General features: G+C 67.7%; 13 protein-coding genes. 7 read left to right on the forward strand and 6 right to left on the reverse strand.

Annotation, left to right across the window (positions count from 1 at the left end; all coding sequences use genetic code 11):
* The first annotated feature begins 21 nt into the window (after positions 1–21).
* The 5 genes from ACN9MV_RS03890 to ACN9MV_RS03910 all read left to right on the forward strand — a co-directional run bounded on the left by ACN9MV_RS03890 (position 22) and on the right by ACN9MV_RS03910 (position 7,668).
* The gene (locus tag ACN9MV_RS03890) at positions 22–1,551 is read left to right on the forward strand and encodes a tryptophan halogenase family protein (protein WP_426391354.1); all 1,530 of its coding nucleotides are present in this window, start codon (positions 22–24) and stop codon (positions 1,549–1,551) included.
* Positions 1,548–2,984, forward strand: coding sequence for a TolC family outer membrane protein (locus tag ACN9MV_RS03895; protein WP_426391355.1), 1,437 nt, complete (start codon positions 1,548–1,550; stop codon positions 2,982–2,984). The genes ACN9MV_RS03890 and ACN9MV_RS03895 overlap by 4 nt, the downstream gene beginning before the upstream one ends.
* Positions 2,981–5,101 (forward strand): type I secretion system permease/ATPase, encoded by a 2,121-nt coding sequence (locus ACN9MV_RS03900; RefSeq protein WP_426391356.1) that lies wholly within the window; start codon positions 2,981–2,983, stop codon positions 5,099–5,101. Before ACN9MV_RS03895 ends, ACN9MV_RS03900 begins: the two co-directional genes overlap by 4 nt.
* 145 nt (positions 5,102–5,246) lie before the next feature.
* Positions 5,247–6,404 carry an HlyD family type I secretion periplasmic adaptor subunit gene (locus tag ACN9MV_RS03905; protein WP_093178248.1) on the forward strand — a complete coding sequence of 386 codons (1,158 nt, stop codon included), beginning with the start codon at positions 5,247–5,249 and terminating at the stop codon, positions 6,402–6,404.
* Between the two features lie 10 nt (positions 6,405–6,414).
* Positions 6,415–7,668, forward strand: a complete 1,254-nt coding sequence (locus ACN9MV_RS03910) for a tetratricopeptide repeat protein (protein WP_426391357.1) — start codon at positions 6,415–6,417, stop codon at positions 7,666–7,668.
* A gap of 17 nt (positions 7,669–7,685) precedes the next feature.
* Here ACN9MV_RS03910 and ACN9MV_RS03915 read toward each other — a convergent pair whose 3' ends face one another.
* From ACN9MV_RS03915 to ACN9MV_RS03935, 5 genes are all read right to left on the reverse strand, one after another.
* Entirely contained in the window at positions 7,686–9,086 is a 1,401-nt protein-coding gene (locus ACN9MV_RS03915) for a coniferyl aldehyde dehydrogenase (protein WP_426391358.1), read from the reverse strand.
* Positions 9,087–9,173: 87 nt separating this feature from the next.
* Positions 9,174–10,013, reverse strand: coding sequence for an ammonia-dependent NAD(+) synthetase (gene nadE, locus ACN9MV_RS03920; protein WP_426391359.1), 840 nt, complete (start codon positions 10,011–10,013; stop codon positions 9,174–9,176).
* 25 nt (positions 10,014–10,038) lie between these two features.
* Positions 10,039–11,214, reverse strand: a complete 1,176-nt coding sequence (locus ACN9MV_RS03925) for a phospholipase A (protein ID WP_093057216.1) — start codon at positions 11,212–11,214, stop codon at positions 10,039–10,041.
* Positions 11,214–11,675, reverse strand: coding sequence for a hypothetical protein (locus ACN9MV_RS03930; protein ID WP_093057217.1), 462 nt, complete (start codon positions 11,673–11,675; stop codon positions 11,214–11,216). Before ACN9MV_RS03930 ends, ACN9MV_RS03925 begins: the two co-directional genes overlap by 1 nt.
* Positions 11,672–13,777, reverse strand: a complete 2,106-nt coding sequence (locus tag ACN9MV_RS03935) for an ATP-dependent helicase (RefSeq protein ID WP_093057218.1) — start codon at positions 13,775–13,777, stop codon at positions 11,672–11,674. The genes ACN9MV_RS03930 and ACN9MV_RS03935 overlap by 4 nt, the downstream gene beginning before the upstream one ends.
* Positions 13,778–13,925: 148 nt before the next feature.
* Between ACN9MV_RS03935 and ACN9MV_RS03940 the strand changes: the two genes are divergently transcribed.
* The gene (locus tag ACN9MV_RS03940; RefSeq protein WP_426391360.1) at positions 13,926–14,951 is read left to right on the forward strand and encodes an AEC family transporter; all 1,026 of its coding nucleotides are present in this window, start codon (positions 13,926–13,928) and stop codon (positions 14,949–14,951) included.
* Here the strand turns inward: ACN9MV_RS03940 and ACN9MV_RS03945 are convergent.
* Positions 14,940–15,617, reverse strand: a complete 678-nt coding sequence (locus ACN9MV_RS03945) for a hypothetical protein (RefSeq protein WP_426391361.1) — start codon at positions 15,615–15,617, stop codon at positions 14,940–14,942. The two genes, ACN9MV_RS03940 and ACN9MV_RS03945, sit on opposite strands and share 12 nt — an antisense overlap.
* 240 nt (positions 15,618–15,857) lie before the next feature.
* On the opposite strand from ACN9MV_RS03945, the gene ACN9MV_RS03950 reads away from it, so the two are divergent.
* Positions 15,858–16,067 carry a hypothetical protein gene (locus tag ACN9MV_RS03950; protein WP_093057220.1) on the forward strand — a complete coding sequence of 70 codons (210 nt, stop codon included), beginning with the start codon at positions 15,858–15,860 and terminating at the stop codon, positions 16,065–16,067.
* The last annotated feature ends 5 nt before the right edge of the window (positions 16,068–16,072 follow it).

Genomic DNA, 16,072 nt, shown 5'->3' on the forward strand with positions numbered 1-16,072 from the left:
CCGGCCCAGGGAAACATACACATGCTCAATCTTCGCAATGCCACCCGCGCCGTCGTCATCGGCGGCGGCACCGCAGGCTGGTTCGCGGCCCTGACCTTGCGCCGCGTGTTCGCACCACAGGTCGAGATCCGGGTGATCGAGTCACCCGAAATAGGCATCGTCGGCGTGGGGGAGGGCGGACTGCTCAACCTCATCGACGCGCTGCGCCGCAACGGCATCGACGTTAACGAATTCGTGCGCGAAACTGGCGCGGCCTTCAAGCTGGGTTTCTCCTACGAAGGCTGGCGCACCGGCGCCGAGGACGACCGCTACTACCACCTCTTCGGCCGGCCCGGCCTGCAGGAAACCGACTGGATGGAGGGCGGCTTCCGTCCGCTGTTCTCCGGCATGGTGCGCGAGGGCGTCGAACTTCACCGCTACATCCCCGGCTTTGCCGCGATCGCGTCGAATGCATCGCAGCAGGAGGCGGCGGCGATGCTGCAGCTCGGAGCAAGGTCGGGCCTGTCGGCGTCGTTCCATTTCGACAGCCACAAGCTGGCGGACTACCTGCGCCGCGTGGCCGTCTCGCGCGGCGTGGTGCACCAGCAAGCCCACGTCGAGGAGCTGATGTGCGACGCGCAGGACATGGCGCGCGGCGTGCGCATCGATGACGGCGAAATCATCGACCTTGACCTGCTCATCGACGCCTCGGGGCTGGCACGTCTGGGCATCGGCAAGAAGCTCGGCATTCGCTGGCGCTCGTTTTCCGAGCATCTGCTGCTCGACCGCGCCGTGCCGTTTCACATGCCACATCCGCAGCAGAACCCGTCGCTGGTGACGCGCGCGATCGCGATGCCGGCCGGCTGGATGTGGCAGATCCCGTTGGTCGAGCGCGTCGGCGCCGGCTATGTCTTCAGCAGCGCCCACACCGACGAGACGCAGGTCATCGACGAGATCCATCGCTGCATCGGCCCTGATGTCGAGCCGATGCGCACTCTGCGTTTCGAGCCCGGCCACTTCGAGCAGGTGTGGGTCGGCAACGTCATGGCGATCGGGCTGGCCTCGGGTTTCGTGGAGCCGCTGGAGGCAACCTCCATCGGCCAGATGCTGGAGCAGCTGCGCAACTTCGAGCGCATCGTCACCGCCGGCGACGGCGTGGTGTCGGGCCACCTGATTGATGGCTTCAACGAAGCCAATGCGCGGTGCTGGTCGGGCATTCGCGACTTCCTGCGCATGCACTACGACTGCCCGCGGCGCGACACAGCCTTCTGGCGCGACGTGGCGGCCCTGCCATTGCCGCCCAGCTACTCCGAGCTGCGGCAGTGCTTCCAGCAGCGCACGCCGCGGCTCATCGACGTACAGAACTACGCCATCCACGGATGGCAGGGCATCTTCCACGTCATCAACTGGCTGTTCGTGGCCGCGCCGCTGGGCGTGGTGCCACCCGAGGCCGCCGCTGCCGAACTGGCGAGCCTTCCGGCCGCCAGCCGCCAGCGCGTGGCCATCTACATGAACCGGCTGCGCGAGCTTGGCGCGGCCGACAGCATTTCCAAAGAGGAGCGACCCGAGTGAAACCAGGCCCTACCGCCTTCTGCGCGGCCTCCACAGCCGCATGGCTGGCCTTCGCCAGCATGCCGGCCGCTGCGCAGATCATCTCCGGCGGATTGACGGTGGCGCGGCGGCTCGCACCGAGCGCGCTGGCCCGGGACATGGGCGTGCGGCCCGGCCCCGAGCTGCCCTCGGCGCCCGAGACCACGACGCCGCTGGAGCTGACCGATGCGGTGCGCCAGGCGGTGGCGCGCCATCCGTCCATCTCCGACGCCATCGCCGCGCTGGCGCAGCAGTCGGGCGGCGTCGACGTGGCGCGCGCCGGCTACTACCCGGCGGTGCGCGTGGGCATGGGCGGGGGCGCCAACAACGGTGCATCCGGCGCTGGCCGGGGGCGCGGCGCCGGCACACTGGCCACGGCCTCCGTATCCCAGATGCTTTACGACTTCGGCAAGGTCGACGGCGCAGTCAACCAGTCGGAGGCACAGGTCCGGCGCCAGCAGGCCGCGATCCTCAAGCAGATCGATACCGTCGCGCAGCAGGCGGCCGAGGCCGTCGTCATGACGCACCGCTACCAGTCGCTGGTCGCGATCGCGCAGGAGCAGGTCAATGCCGTCGAGAAGGTTCTGGAGACGGCACGGCTGCGCGCCGGCGCGGGCATCAGCACCAAGGCCGACCCGATCCAGGCCGAGTCGCGCGTCGACAGCGCGCGTGCCAATCTGCTGCAGGTCAAGTCACAGCTCGCGCAGTGGAGGGAGCGTCTGGGCACGCTGCTGGGCAAGTCGGTACCGCCGGCCGTGGCTCCGCTGCCGGAACGGCTGGCCAGCGAGTTGCGCATCGACCAGCTACCCGACGCCAGCCTCATGCCCGATGTGTTGACTGCAGAGGCAGAGCGGCGCGTGGCCTCGGCCCAGGTCGAAGTTGCCAGGGCCCAGCGCTACCCCACCATCAGCCTCGACGTTTCCGCCAACAAGGCCATGGGCGGAGTGAACCCCAGCACGCTGGAACGCAACGGCATGTACCACTCGGTCATGCTCAATCTTTCGAGCGTGCTCTACCAGGGCGGCGCGCTCGACGCCCAGGTGCGCGCAGCAGTCGCCGCCGAAGAGGCCGCGCGCATGCGCGTCGAAACCGCCCGCCTGAACGCGGGCGACCTGGCGCGCAATTTCCGGGAACAGGTCATCGGCGCGCGGGAGCGCCTGGGCGTGCTCGCAGATAGGCGCCGAAGCATCGGCGAGGCGCGCGACCTCTACCGCGAGCAATACAAGCTCGGCTCCCGTTCCATCCTCGACCTGCTCAATGCCGAGCAGGAGATCCACCAGGCCGCAGCTGAGCAAGAGGGCGTGCTGCACGACCTCTGGGCAAGCCGCATTGGTTACATCGGCGCCACCGGCCAGGGCCGCACGTACTACGGCCTCAACAACACCACCGTCCAAGGAATGGAACTGCTTCCATGAGTCTGCCCCCGCAGTACACGAGCTGGCTCGACGCCATGCTCTTCGTCGCCCGCCACTACGGCATTGGCGCTTCAGAAGAGAGCGTGCGCGTCTCGCTTGCATGGGAGCGCGGCGCGCCGTTCGACACGTTGCTCGACCACATGGCGCGGCAGCTTGGCCTGGCGCTGCGGCTGGACGCGTTCTCCAACGCGCAGATCGACCCGTGGCGGCTGCCGCTGGTGGTGGAGTTCGACAACGGCGAGATCGGTGTCGTGCGCACTTCCGACGGCAAGGGCAGCCTGGGCGTGCTGCTAGGCGGCGACCACGGATTGGAGACGGCGCTGCCCATCGATGAGTTGCGCCGGCGCGCGAAGCGCGTCGCCATCCTGCGGCCCAACACCGCCGTGCCCGACGCGCGTGTGGACGACTACGTCAAGCCCTACAAGCCCAACTGGTTCTGGGCCATCGCCCTGCGCGACTGGCGCCGCTACGGCGACATCGTGCTGGCCTCGGTCTTCGCCAATGTGCTGGCGCTGGCCTCGACGATCTTCTCGATGCAGATCTACGATCGCGTGGTGCCCGCGCAGTCGGAACCCACGCTGTGGGTACTGTTCGGCGGCGTCATGCTCGCCGTGGCCTTCGAGTTCCTGCTGCGCATGTCGCGCACGCACATCTCCGACGTGATCGGCAAGCGCGCCGACCTCAAGGTGTCCGACCTCGTCTTCGGCCATGCGCTGCGGGTGCGCACCGACGCGCGCTCCAAGTCCACCGGCTCCTTCATCGCGCAGGTGCGCGAGGTCGAGCAGGTGCGGGAGCTGCTCACCTCCACCACCATCGGTGCGGTGGCCGACCTGCCGTTCTTCTTTCTCTTCCTGGTCGTGCTGTGGATGGTGGCCGGCCCGCTCGCGCTGGTGGCGCTGGCGGCGGTGCCGCTGCTGGTGATTCCGGGGCTGCTGATCCAGAAGCCGCTCGCGCGGCTGGCCAATGAAGGCATGCGCGAATCGGCGTTGCGCAACGCGCTGCTGGTCGAGGCCGTCGAGGGCATCGAGGACATCAAGCTCATGCGCGCCGAGCCGCGCTTCCAGAACCAGTGGAACCATGCCAACGACGTCGCGGCCGGCGTCAGCATGCGCCAGCGCTTTCTCACGGGCCTGCTCATGACCTGGACACAGGAGGTGCAGACCATCGTCTACGCGGTGATGCTGCTCGCGGGCTGCTTCCTCGTGATGCGGGGCGACATGACGACCGGCGCGCTGGTCGGCTCGTCGATTCTCGCGTCGCGCATGATCTCGCCGCTGGCGCAGCTGTCGGGCGTGTTCGCGCGCTGGCAGCAGGCCAAGGTGGCGCGCGCCGGGCTCGACCAGCTCATGCAGCGCCCCGTCGACCAGCCCGAGAGCGCGCGGCTGGTGCACGTGCCGGCGCTGCAGGGTCGCTACAACGTCACGGGCGTCGAGTTTCGCTACGGCAAGGACGACAGGAGCCCGGCATTCTCGTGCGCGCAGCTGCAGATCCAGGCCGGCGAAAAGGTCGCGCTGCTGGGCCGCATGGGCGCGGGCAAGTCCACGCTGCTGCAGCTGCTGGCCGGCCTGCAGGCACCGCAGCGCGGCAACGTGGCGCTCGATTCGCTCGACCTCGCGCTGATCGACCCGGCCGACCTGCGCCGCGACATGGGGCTGCTTACGCAGAACGCGCGGCTCTTCTACGGCACCGTCCGCGAAAACGTCACCATGGGCATGCCGCTGGCGACCGATGCGCAGGTGCTGGAGGCCATCACGATGGCGGGCGCCTTGCCCTTCGTGCAGTCGCGCGCCGAGGGGCTGGACGACCTGATCCACGAAGGCGGACTCGGACTCTCGGGCGGCCAGCGGCAGGCGCTGCTGCTCGCGCGCACGCTGATACGCCAGCCTTCCGTCTTGCTGCTGGACGAGCCGACCGCGCACTTCGACGAAGTCACCGAACGCCAGGTGATCGAGTCGGTGGGCGCCTGGCTGGGGTCGCGCACGCTGGTGGTGGCAACGCACCGCATGCCGGTGCTTCATTGGGTGGACCGCATCATCGTGATCGACAGCGGCCGCATCGTGATGGACGGGCCGAGGGACCGGATTATTGGAGAGCTTTCGCATGGCAACAATGCCTGAGACAACCCGCCCACGAGGCGCCCGCAGCGTGGCGGTGGTGGCCGGTGCCGCGGCCGGGGTTGCTGACCCGCAAGGCACAAAGGGAACACAGGTCGGGCAGGGCAAACAGGGAGCACAGCTTCCGCGCCCGAAGACGCCTCCCGTAGTGAGCTATTCGCCAGCCGAGCCGCCGCTGCCGCGCGCCTCGCTGGTCGTGTGGATCGTCGGGACGGCGCTGGTCGCGTTGCTGGCCTGGGCGTGGTCTTTCAAGCTCGACGAGGTGTCCACCGGGACGGGCAAGGTGGTGCCCTCGTCGAAGGAGCAGATGATCCAGTCGCTCGAAGGCGGCATCCTGGTGGACCTGAAGGTGCGCGAGGGCGACATCGTCGATGCCGGGCAGGTGCTCGCCCAGCTCGACAGGACCAAGACCGAGTCGACCGTGCAGGAAAGCGCCTCGCGCGTGCGCGCCGCGCTCGCCATGTCGGCGCGCCTCGCGGCCGAGGTGGGCGGCATGCCGCTGGCGTTTCCGCCGGAGGTGCAGTCGGACGACGACCTCGTGCGCACCGAGACCGCGCTCTACCGCTCGCGCCGCGAACAGCTTGCGAGCAGCCTCGCCGGCGTGACGCAGGCGCTGGCGCTGATGCGCAGCGAACTCGCGCTGACCGAGCCGCTGGTGTCGCGCGGCGCCGCGAGCGATGTGGAGGTGCTGCGCCTCAAGCGCCAGATCAATGAGGCCGAGACCAAGGCCGCCGACATCAAGAGCCAGTACTACGTGAAGGCACGCGAAGAGCTTGCCAAGGCCAATGCCGAAATCGAGGCACAGCGCTCGGTGACGCGCGGGCGCTCCGACTCACTCACCCGGCTGACCTTCGCCTCGCCGGTGCGCGGCATCGTGAAGGACATCGCCGTGACCACCGTGGGCGGCGTGCTGCCCCCGGGCGGCAAGCTCATGGAGATCGTGCCGCTGGACGAGAAACTGCTGGTTGAAGCGCGCATCTCGCCGCGCGACGTGGCCTTCATCCACCCGGGGCAGGACGCGACGGTGAAGGTCACGGCATACGACTACGCCATCTTCGGCGGCCTGCCGGGCAAGGTGACGACCATTTCGCCCGACACCATCCAGGACGACGTGAAGCGCGACGTGTACTACTACCGCGTGTACATCCGCACCGACGCGGACCACCTGAAGAACGGGAGCGAAAAGAACTTCCCGATCGTGCCCGGGATGATCGCCACGGTGGACATCCACACCGGCAGCAAGTCGGTGCTCGACTATCTGGTCAAGCCGCTGAACAAGGCGCGCGAAGCCTTGCGCGAGCGCTGAGGAGCAGCGTGTGAAGAGAAGACAACCGGTGATTCCGGGCCGCAGGCCTGCGCTTACGCAGCAGGCGCTGAATGCGCTGGGCGAGCAATTCCGCGCCGCTTTCTCGCAGGGCGACTACGCGCAGGCGCACAAGTTCGCAATGCAGGCTTGGCAGGCCACGCACAGCCTGCAGCCGCTGGCCGACGTTGCGCTGTGCCTGATGCGGCTCGACCAGCCGCAACAGGCCTACCACCTCTACTGCCGCGTCGCCAGCGAGTTGAAGACCGCGAACACCTACGACGGACTGGCGGAAGCGGCGGGGCAGTTGGGCAAGCGGGACGAGGCGGGCGAGTTCGGCTCGGTGTCGCTGTGGCTCAAGCTGCAGGAGGCTGCAACGGAAGTAGCCGCTGCCACGGTCGATTCGCCCGCGCCACGGTGCTTCGACGAAAGAAGCCGCCATCGCAACGTCATCGCGTTCAGCCTGTTCGGCAGCAATCCGCGCTACTGCGAGATGGCGCTGCTCAATGTGCGGGCCGCGCACGAGTTCTTCCCGGCATGGGTCTGTCGCTTCTACGTCGATGCCTCGGTGCCGGAGGCAGTGTGCGAGCGACTGGCGCATGCGGGCGCGTCGGTGGTCGACGTGCGTTCGGTCGGCGGCGAAGACCTGCCGGGCACCATGTGGCGTTTTCTCGCGCTCGACGACCGCGATATCGACCGCGTGCAGTTCCGCGACGCCGACTCGCTGCTGTCCACGCGCGACCAGGCTGCCGTGCGTGCATGGTGCGCGTCGGACCGCTGGTTCCACGTCATGCGCGACTACCACTCGCACACCGAATTGATACTTGCCGGCATGTGGGGCGCGTGCCAGGGCGTCTTCTCAGACATCGCGGGCGACATGCGCGCGTACCTGAAGAGCCGGCCGTTCTCCGCGCGCTATGCCGACCAGCACTTCCTGCGGCATCGCGTCTGGAAGGTCGCCGAGCGCAGCATGCTCGCGCATGACGAATGGTTCGATCTGCCCGGCAACCAGCCCTTTCCGCCCCATGTGCCCATGACCGTCGACGCGTGCTATGCCCACGTGGGCGCGAACATCGGCGCGCCCTCGATGCAGGTGGTGCATGAAGCGCCCGATGGCACGCAAGTGCGATGGACCCTGTACGACGCCGCAGGGCAGGCCGTCTGCAGCTACGACGCCGTCGTTCGCGACAACGGCTACGGCGCGAGCATTCCTGCACCCTACGCCGCGGAGATCGCGGCGGGGCGCTGGAAGGTCGTGACCCGCTGACCCTGGGCGCTGATCCTTCAGCGCACCAGCAGCTTCATCATCCGTTCGAAGGTCTTGCCGTAGGGCGGCTTGAACAGGCCCAGGCCGTTCAGCGCCGACTGGTGAAAGATCGGCTTCATCTTCGAGAAGGTCTCGAAGCCGTGCTCGCCGTGGTACGCGCCCATGCCGCTGGCGCCTACGCCGCCGAAGGGCAGGTTGTCTTGTGCGACATGCAGCAGGGTCTCGTTGATCGACACGCCGCCGGTCACCGTGTTCTCCATCACCCGCTCGATGGTCGCGCTGTTCTTCTCGAACAGGTACAGCGCGAGCGGGCGAGGGTGTGCGTTGACGTACGCAATGGCTTCGTCGATGCCCTTGTAGGTCAGCACCGGCAGCAGCGGGCCGAAGATTTCTTCCTGCATCACGCGCATGCCGTCGTTCACGCCGGTCAGCAGCACCGGCGGAAAGCGGCGCGTCGCAGGGTCGGGTGCCGTGTCGGACAAGGGCAGGGCAGAGGCGCCCTGCTCCTGCGCCAGCGCCGACAGCTCCTGCAGCCGTGCGAAGTGGCGCGGGCTCACGATGCTCGTGTAGTCGGTGTTGGTGGCCAGCGCCGGGTACATCGAGGCGAACACGCGCCGGGCGCTGTCCGCAAAGCGCTGCTGCTGGCCTTCGGGCAGCAGCACGTAGTCGGGCGCGATGCAGGTCTGGCCCGCGTTGAGCGTCTTGCCGACGAGGATGCGTTCGACGGCCTTGTCGAAGTTGGCATCGGGCCCGATGATCGCGGGAGACTTGCCGCCCAGCTCCAGCGTCACCGGCGTGAGGTGCTCGCTCGCGGCGCGCATCACGTGGTGGCCGACAGCGGTCGAGCCGGTGAACAGCAAATGGTCGAAGGGCAGGCTGGAGAAGGCGCGCGCGGTTTCTGCGTCGCCGTTGACGATGGCGATCTCGTCTTCGGAAAACTGCTTTCGCACCAGCGCGGCGAACAGCTCGGCGAAGCGCGGCGTGAACTCCGACTGCTTCACCATCAGGCGGTTGCCCGCCGCCAGCGCCGCGGTCATCGGGCCCACCGCCAGGTACAGCGGGTAGTTCCACGGCACCACGATGCCCACTACGCCCAGCGGCTGCGGCATGATCCGCGACGACGCGGGCTTGAACCACAGGCCCGTGGAGCGGCGGCGCAGGCGCATCCATGCCTTGCCGTGCGCGAGCGCGTGCTGCAGGCCCTCGATGCTGGGGAACACTTCGGCAAGCTCGGTTTCCTGCGCAGCCCGGTGATGGAAGTCGGCGCTGATGGCGGCGGCGATTTCCTGGCGGTTGTCTTTCACCAGCGCACGCAGGCGCTTCAGGCGGTCGGCGCGCTCGTTCCACGGCGGCGTCTGTGCGCGCAGGCTCGCGGCACGCATCGTGTCGAAGGTCTGTCGCATGTCGTTGTGTGTCATGGTTTTTTGCGAAGGCCTAAGCCCGCTTGTTGATACACCGGCCAGCGATCCTGCACCTTGCCGCCGCGCACTCCACGGCCGCCGTCGTCAGAAGGGCTCGACGGGCAGCGCGCGCTTGTGGGCGCTCTTGCGATGCGTCGCAAGAATGATCTGGCGGGCCGCGGCCGACACCGGCTTGCCTTCGAGGAAGTCGTCGATCTGCTCGTAGGTGACGCCGAAGGCATCTTCGTCGGGCTTGCCCGGCACCAGCGATTCGAGGTCGGCGGTGGGCACCTTGTAGACCAGCGCGTCGGGCGCGCCCAGCAGCTGTGCCACCGCGCGCACGCGGCGCTTGTTGAGGCCGGTGAGCGGCGTGATGTCGGCCGCGCCGTCGCCGAACTTGGTGAAGAAGCCCATCAGCGCCTCGGCCGCATGGTCGGTGCCGATGACGATGCCGTCGTGCGCGCCGGCCACCGCGAACTGCGCAATCATGCGCTGGCGCGCCTTGATGTTGCCGAGCACGAAGTCTTCATGTGCCGCGTCGCGGAAGGTCAGGTCGCCGGCCTTCAGGGCGGCGAGCATGCCGTCGGCGGCGGGGCGGATGTCGACGGTGATGATGCGGTCGGGCTTCATCACCGCGAGCGAAGCCTGCGCTTCGGCTTCGTCCTTCTGCACGCCGTAGGGCAGGCGCATCGCGATGAAGGTGGCGTCGTAGCCCGTGGCGCGCAGCCGCTCGACGGCGCGCTGCGCGAGGCAGCCGGCGGTCAGCGAATCGACGCCGCCGCTGATGCCCAGCACCAGCGTCTTCAGGCCGGTGCGCTTCAGGTAGCTGGCGAGAAAGTCGGTGCGGCGCTCCAGCTCGTGGGCGGCATCGAAGACGGGCGCGACATGCAGCGCCGCGATGATCTCGCGCTGCGTGTCGTCGACGGGAGTGAGGTCTGCGCTCATTGTGGGATACGACGTGTGAAGTGAATCAGAAATCGACGAGGCTGAGACCAATGCTCAGCACCGTGCGCTTGCGGTTGTAATCCACCAGCGTGTCGCCATAGCCCGAGAACAGCTGCGTGTGGAAGCGCAGGTTGCTCTTGGTCGGGTCGCCGATGGCCTTGAGCCATTCGAGGCGCACCGAGCCGCGGCCGCTATCGCGCAGGTTGTTGCGCACGGTCACTGCGAGCTGGTTGTCGCGGTTGAGATTCCAGCGGCCGGTGATTTCGGCGCGGCCGTAGTAGTCGGCGATGTCGGGGTTGTCGTCCTTGGCGGCATTCTCGGAAATGCGCTTCCAGATGCGGCCGGTGATGGTGAAGCGGTCGTCGAGCTCGGCGCCGCCCATCAGGTACACGCGGTTCCAGCTGCGCGACAGCGGCAGGGTCTGGCCGTTCGACTGGTGCACGATGCCAAGGCCCGAATAGCGCCAGCGCCAGCCACCCGGCAGCTTGAAGTCGGTCGGGTAGACATACATCAGCTCGGGTTCGTGGTCGGTGGTGCGGAAGGGCCGCGAGATGGCGCCGTTGAACAGCTGCCAGGTCGACTGCTGGCTGTAGGCGAACCACAGCGAGTCTTTCTTGGTCGGGTCGTCCTGCGTGAGCATGCCTTGCGCGAGCTTGGTACGCACCGACAGGCCGATGCGCATCTCGTTGGCCTGGTAGGCCACCGGGTCGGCGGTGTGGCCGGCCGAGGGCGAGGTCGGCGTCTCGGGCTTCTTGGTGGCGGCCGAGACCGACACGTTGAGCGGGCGGTAGCCACGGAAGCCGAAGGTGCCGCAGTCGGTGGCGTTCTCCAGTTCCCAGAAGCGCGAGAGCGCCGAGTACTGGCGGTCGCGGCAGCCTTCGGTGGTGGCGACCGAGACGATGCGCGTGGCCGGGATCGATGAGTCCACCGGCGGCTGCGTGGTCGCCAGCACGGGCGGCGCCACGGGCACCGACACCGAAGGCAGCGTCTGCTGTTGCGCCCAGCGGTCGAAGCAGGCCAGGCGCGCTTCGTTGTTGGCGCCGAGCGCGGCGCACTGCTGCCAGGTGAGCTGGGAGTCGGCCAGCGGGCTCGCTGGCTTGTCCACGGCCTGTGCGTGCACCGCGGCGCCGCCGCCGAGGCAGGCGGCCACGGCCGCGAGCGCGCGGAGGTTGAAACGGGGTTGTCGTCGTGTCGTCGTCATCATTGCTTTCCTTCCTGGGCAACCGTCTTGCTGAGCACGAAGGGATGCGTGCTTTCGTCCGCGGCGTTGCGCCACGTGCCCCTGAATTCGCGCCCGCAGGAGCCGGCCTGCAGCTTGCCCGACCACACGCCGCTGATGGCGCGGCCGTCCTGCGATTCGTCGATGGAGAGCGCGCCTTCGTCGTCCACATCGCCCGCGAGCTGCGCGACCGTGGCCTTCGCCGGGTTGGCGCCGTTGCGCGTGATGGTGCCGCGCACGCCGTCGTAGTCGGGGTGCTTGCCGAGCTGCACGGCGGCCACGGCCGGCAGGTTGTCGAAGCGAGCTTCCCAGCGGCCGTAGAGCGATTGCACCGGCAGGTCGCGCGCGTCGGCGGGGCAGTCGGCGCTGCCCCGGGTGGAGGCGCAGCCCGACAGTGCGAGGAGGGCGCCGGCCAGCAGCGCGGCAGTGGCGGTCGTCCTCATGGCGCCGCTGCGGCTGCCGCCGCCTTTGCCGCGCTGTCCTGCGCCTTGCGCGCGAACTCGGCGCGCAGCGCCTTGAGTTTTTCGCGCGGGTCTTCCTTGATGGTTTCCTTGTCGAGGCCCATCTCGGCGATGAAGCGGCTGGGTATGCAGGGCACCATTTCGCGGCCCTGCTTGCGCTTCTTGGTCCAGCTTACGGCCAGGCTGCGTTGCGCGCGCGTGATGCCCACGTACATCAGGCGGCGCTCTTCCTGCAGCCGCTGCAGCGTGTCTTCGCTCACCTTCTGCTGGCGGCCGTTGTCGTCGTCGAGCTTGAAGGGCAGCAGGCCCTCGCTCACGCCGATCAGCATCACGTGCGGCCATTCGAGGCCCTTGGAGGCGTGCAGCGTCGAGAGCGTGACCACGTCCTGGTCTTGCTCGCGCTCGCTGATGGTCGACAGCAGCGAGATGGTCTGCGCCACTTCGAGCAGGCTCTTGCGTTCGGTTTCGATGTTGTCGTTGGCGCCCGAGGCGTCGTCCAGCGTGCCGCCGGCGCGCTGCGACATCCAGTCGACAAATTCGAGCACGTTGGTCCAGCGCGAGGCCGCGGCGGCTTCGCTGTCCTCGCCGTCGTAGAGGTGCTTCTCGTAGTCGATCTCCTTCAGCCAGTCGAGCATGAAGGTGCGCGAGTCTTCCGCGCCCATGGTGCGGCGCGCGCGGTATTCCAGGTCGTTGATGTAGCGGCCGAACTCGTGGATGCCTTCGAGCGTGCGCTTGGGCATCACGCTCGGCAGCGAGGGGCTGAACAGCGCCTCGAACAGGCTCAGCTTGTACTGGCTTGCGAAGGTGCCCAGGCTCGCGAGCGTGGTGTGGCCGATGCCGCGCTTGGGCGTGGTGATGGCGCGCAGGAATGCCGGGTCGTCGTCGTTGTTGACCCACAGGCGGAACCAGCCGCACAGGTCCTTGATTTCGGCGCGGTCGAAGAAGCTCTGGCCGCCCGAGACCTTGTACGGAATCTGCGCCTTGCGCAGCGCCTGCTCGAACACGCGTGCCTGGTGGTTGGCGCGGTACAGGATGGCGAAGTCGCGGAACTCCTTGTGCTGCTTGCCCTGCGTGATGGCGTCGCCTGCGCGAATGCTCACGATGCGCGCCACTGCGCGCTCGGCCTCGTGCACTTCGCTGTCGGCATCGACGATGCGCACCGGCTCGCCTTCGCCGAGTTCGGAGAACAGCGTCTTCGGAAACAGCTTGGGGTTGGGCCCGATCACGTTGTTGGCCGCGCGCAGGATGGCGCTGGTGGAGCGGTAGTTCTGCTCCAGCTTGATGACCTTGAGCTTGGGATAGTCGACCGGCAGCTTGCGCAGGTTGTCGAGCGTGGCGCCGCGCCAGCCGTAGATGGACTGGTCGTCGTCGCCCACCGCGGTGAAGTGGCCGCGCTCGCCGGCCAGGGCCTTGAGCACTTCGTACTGGGTAGCGTTGGTGTCTTGATACTCGTCCACCAGGATGTGGCCGAGCGCGGCCTGCCACTTGGCGCGAACCTCGGGAAATTCGTAGAGCAGCTTCAGCGGCATGCCGATCAGGTCGTCGAAGTCCACGCTCTGGTAGGCCGCCAGGCGCTCTTCGTAGCGGCCCATGATCTTTGCGGTGATGCGCTCGTTGTCGTCCGCGGCCTGTGCCTCGGCCTGCGCGGCGTTCAGGCCCATGTTCTTCCACTTGCTGATGGTCCACTGCCAGATGCGGGCGGTGGCCGCGTCGGTGGTGCCGCCGGCGTCTTTCAGGATCTTGGTGACGTCGTCGCTGTCGAGAATGCTGAAGGCCTTCTTCAGGCCGAGCACGGCGCCGTCCTCGCGCATCATGCGCACGCCCAGCGCGTGGAAGGTGCAGACAACGACCTTGCGTGCGTCCTTGCCGATCAGGTCTTTTGCGCGCTCGCGCATTTCTGCGGCTGCCTTGTTGGTGAAGGTGATGGCCGCGATGCGCTGGGGCGCGATGCCCGACTGGATGAGGCGGCCGATCTTGTGAGTGATCACCCGCGTCTTGCCCGAGCCCGCACCGGCAAGCACCAGGCAGGGACCGTACATGTAGTTGACAGCTTCGAGCTGCGCGGGATTGAGACCGTGAGACATTGGAGAAAAAGAGAACCGGAAAAAGGCCGTGGAGAACGCCGTGGGGAACGGCAGGCGCAAAGCGGGCAATGATACGGGGCCGGCCCCCCGCGGGGTTGTAGGCCGGACACGCCGATGCAGCCTGCTGGTGGGCAACGACAATGGTCCGGTGCTGCCTGTATTCCTTGTTACCTTCCCTTTCTTCGCGTTAATCGCGGCCGGCTATGGCGCGGCCCGCGCCCGCATCCTGCCGCTGGACGCGATTCCCGGCCTCAACACCTTCGTGCTGTATTTCGCGCTGCCGTGCATGCTGTTGCGCTTCGGCGCGGGCACGCCCATCGGCCAGTTGCTGGACGGCAGCGTCGCACTGGTCTGGGGCATCAGCGCGCTGGCCGTGGTGGCGGGCGTGGTGACGTTCACGCGCAATGCGCGCATCGGCTGGAACGACGCGGCCTTCGGCGCACTGGTGGCTGCGTTTCCGAACACCGGCTTCATGGGCGTGCCGCTGCTGGTGGCCATTCTTGGGGCTCAGGCAGCGGGGCCGATGATCATCACGATCGCGTTCGACCTCGTGGTGACTTCGTCGCTGTGCATTGCGCTGTCGCGCCTCGACGGTGCGGGTGGCTCGGGGCGGCACGGTGCCACGCAGGCCGCGCGCAAGGCGCTGCGCGGGATCGTCGTCAACCCGATGCCGTGGTCGATCCTGCTGGGCGTGCTGCTGTCGGCTGCGCGCTGGCCGCTGCCCGGGCCCATCGAGCGCACCATCGCCATGCTGGCCGATGCGGCCTCGCCGGTGGCGCTCTTCACCATCGGGGCGGTGCTGGCCCGTTCGGCGCTGCTGGCGCGCGAGCATGGCGCCAGCGCCGCGGTGGCCGAGGCCATGGGCACCACGGCGCGCAGCCCTGCGATCAAGGCACCGTGGAGCGACGTGCTGCCGGTGGTGGCGGTGAAGCTGCTCGCGCATCCGCTGCTGGTGTGGGGCCTGGGGCTGGGCGCCATGGCGCTCGGGTTGCCGCTGTCGCACGAGGCGCTGGTGGTGATCGTGCTGGTCGCGGCGCTGCCAAGCGCGAGCAATGTGTCGATGCTGGCCGAGCGCTTCGGTGCGGACAACGGACGCATCGCGCGCATCATCCTGTGGACGACGGCGATCGCCTTCTTCAGCTTTCCGCTCGCGGTGAGCGTGCTACGGGGTTAGGACGCCGAGCTTGTACGGGTCGGCATCGGCAAGGCGCTCGCACTTCGAGAAGTCGCGGCCCTGCGTGCCGTCGCAGTAGTAGGTGTTGTAGATGCGGCCGAAGAGCGTCGGGCTCGCGGTGAAGAGCACGCCGTGGTCGGGCTGCCAGTTGTCCTTGACGACGGGCGGGGCGCTGGCTTCCACCGGCTTGGCTGCCGAGGTGGCGGTGGGCGTGAAGTCGGCCAGCGTCTTGTGGGCCTCGTCGCCGCGCCAGCGTATTGCCAGCTCGGCAGCCGTGGGGCGCGACGCGACCGGCAGCAGGATGCCGTTGACCTGCAGGCCATAGCCGAAGCGGTGTGTCTTGCCGGCCAGGAAGGCATAGGCGCAGGCGGCCATGCATTGGCCTCGTATTTCGGTCTGCACGCCGCTCGCGCGGATGGCGTCGGCATATGCACCCGCTGCTTCGGCGGTGCCGCCGAATGAGTCTTCGAAGACCACGGTATGGACTGTTCCGCTGCCCAGCTGGTCGGTGAATTCCTTGATCGCGGTGCCGTCGAGCATGCCCGACACCACCAGGCGGCTGCCCTGCAGATCGAGCTCGGCCGCCGAGGCGGCGGGTGCGGCAAAAACGCAGGCGAGGCACGACGCGAGCGAGAGAACCCAACCTGAGAAAGACGGCGGTTTCACGGCGACCTACCCTTTGCCTTCGATGAGCGAGCCAGTTTGGAACGCGAAACCCGCGAGGAGTTCGCGCGCTGTTACAGCTTGAACAGCGACGAGGCATGTCGTCAACTCTTTTTTCACAAATTTTCGGGTAGGCCGAGGCAGGCCGTAAGACATAGATATCGCTATGACTTCAGATGAATGCTTGAGTTTGCAGATGCGCTGCTACAGTGCTTGCAAGTCAAAGGTGTGAAGGGGCGCGCAATGGCAATTCTTTTTCGCATCCTGCTGTGGTTGGTATGTCTCGCCGGCGTCGGCTGGTTCTGGCATGCCGGCAAGTTCGGCACCGCCACCGGGCTCGCGCTCGCCGCGCTGAGCCTCGTGGTGTTCGCCTGGCCCGTGAGCATCGCGCGGCGCAGGCACAACGAGCTGCGTTATGTGGACATGGGCAAGGAGCCCACTGGCTACCACTGAAACCG

Origin of the sequence: Variovorax sp. R-27, assembly GCF_049913215.1 — a bacterium.
Lineage (GTDB): Bacteria > Pseudomonadota > Gammaproteobacteria > Burkholderiales > Burkholderiaceae_C > Variovorax.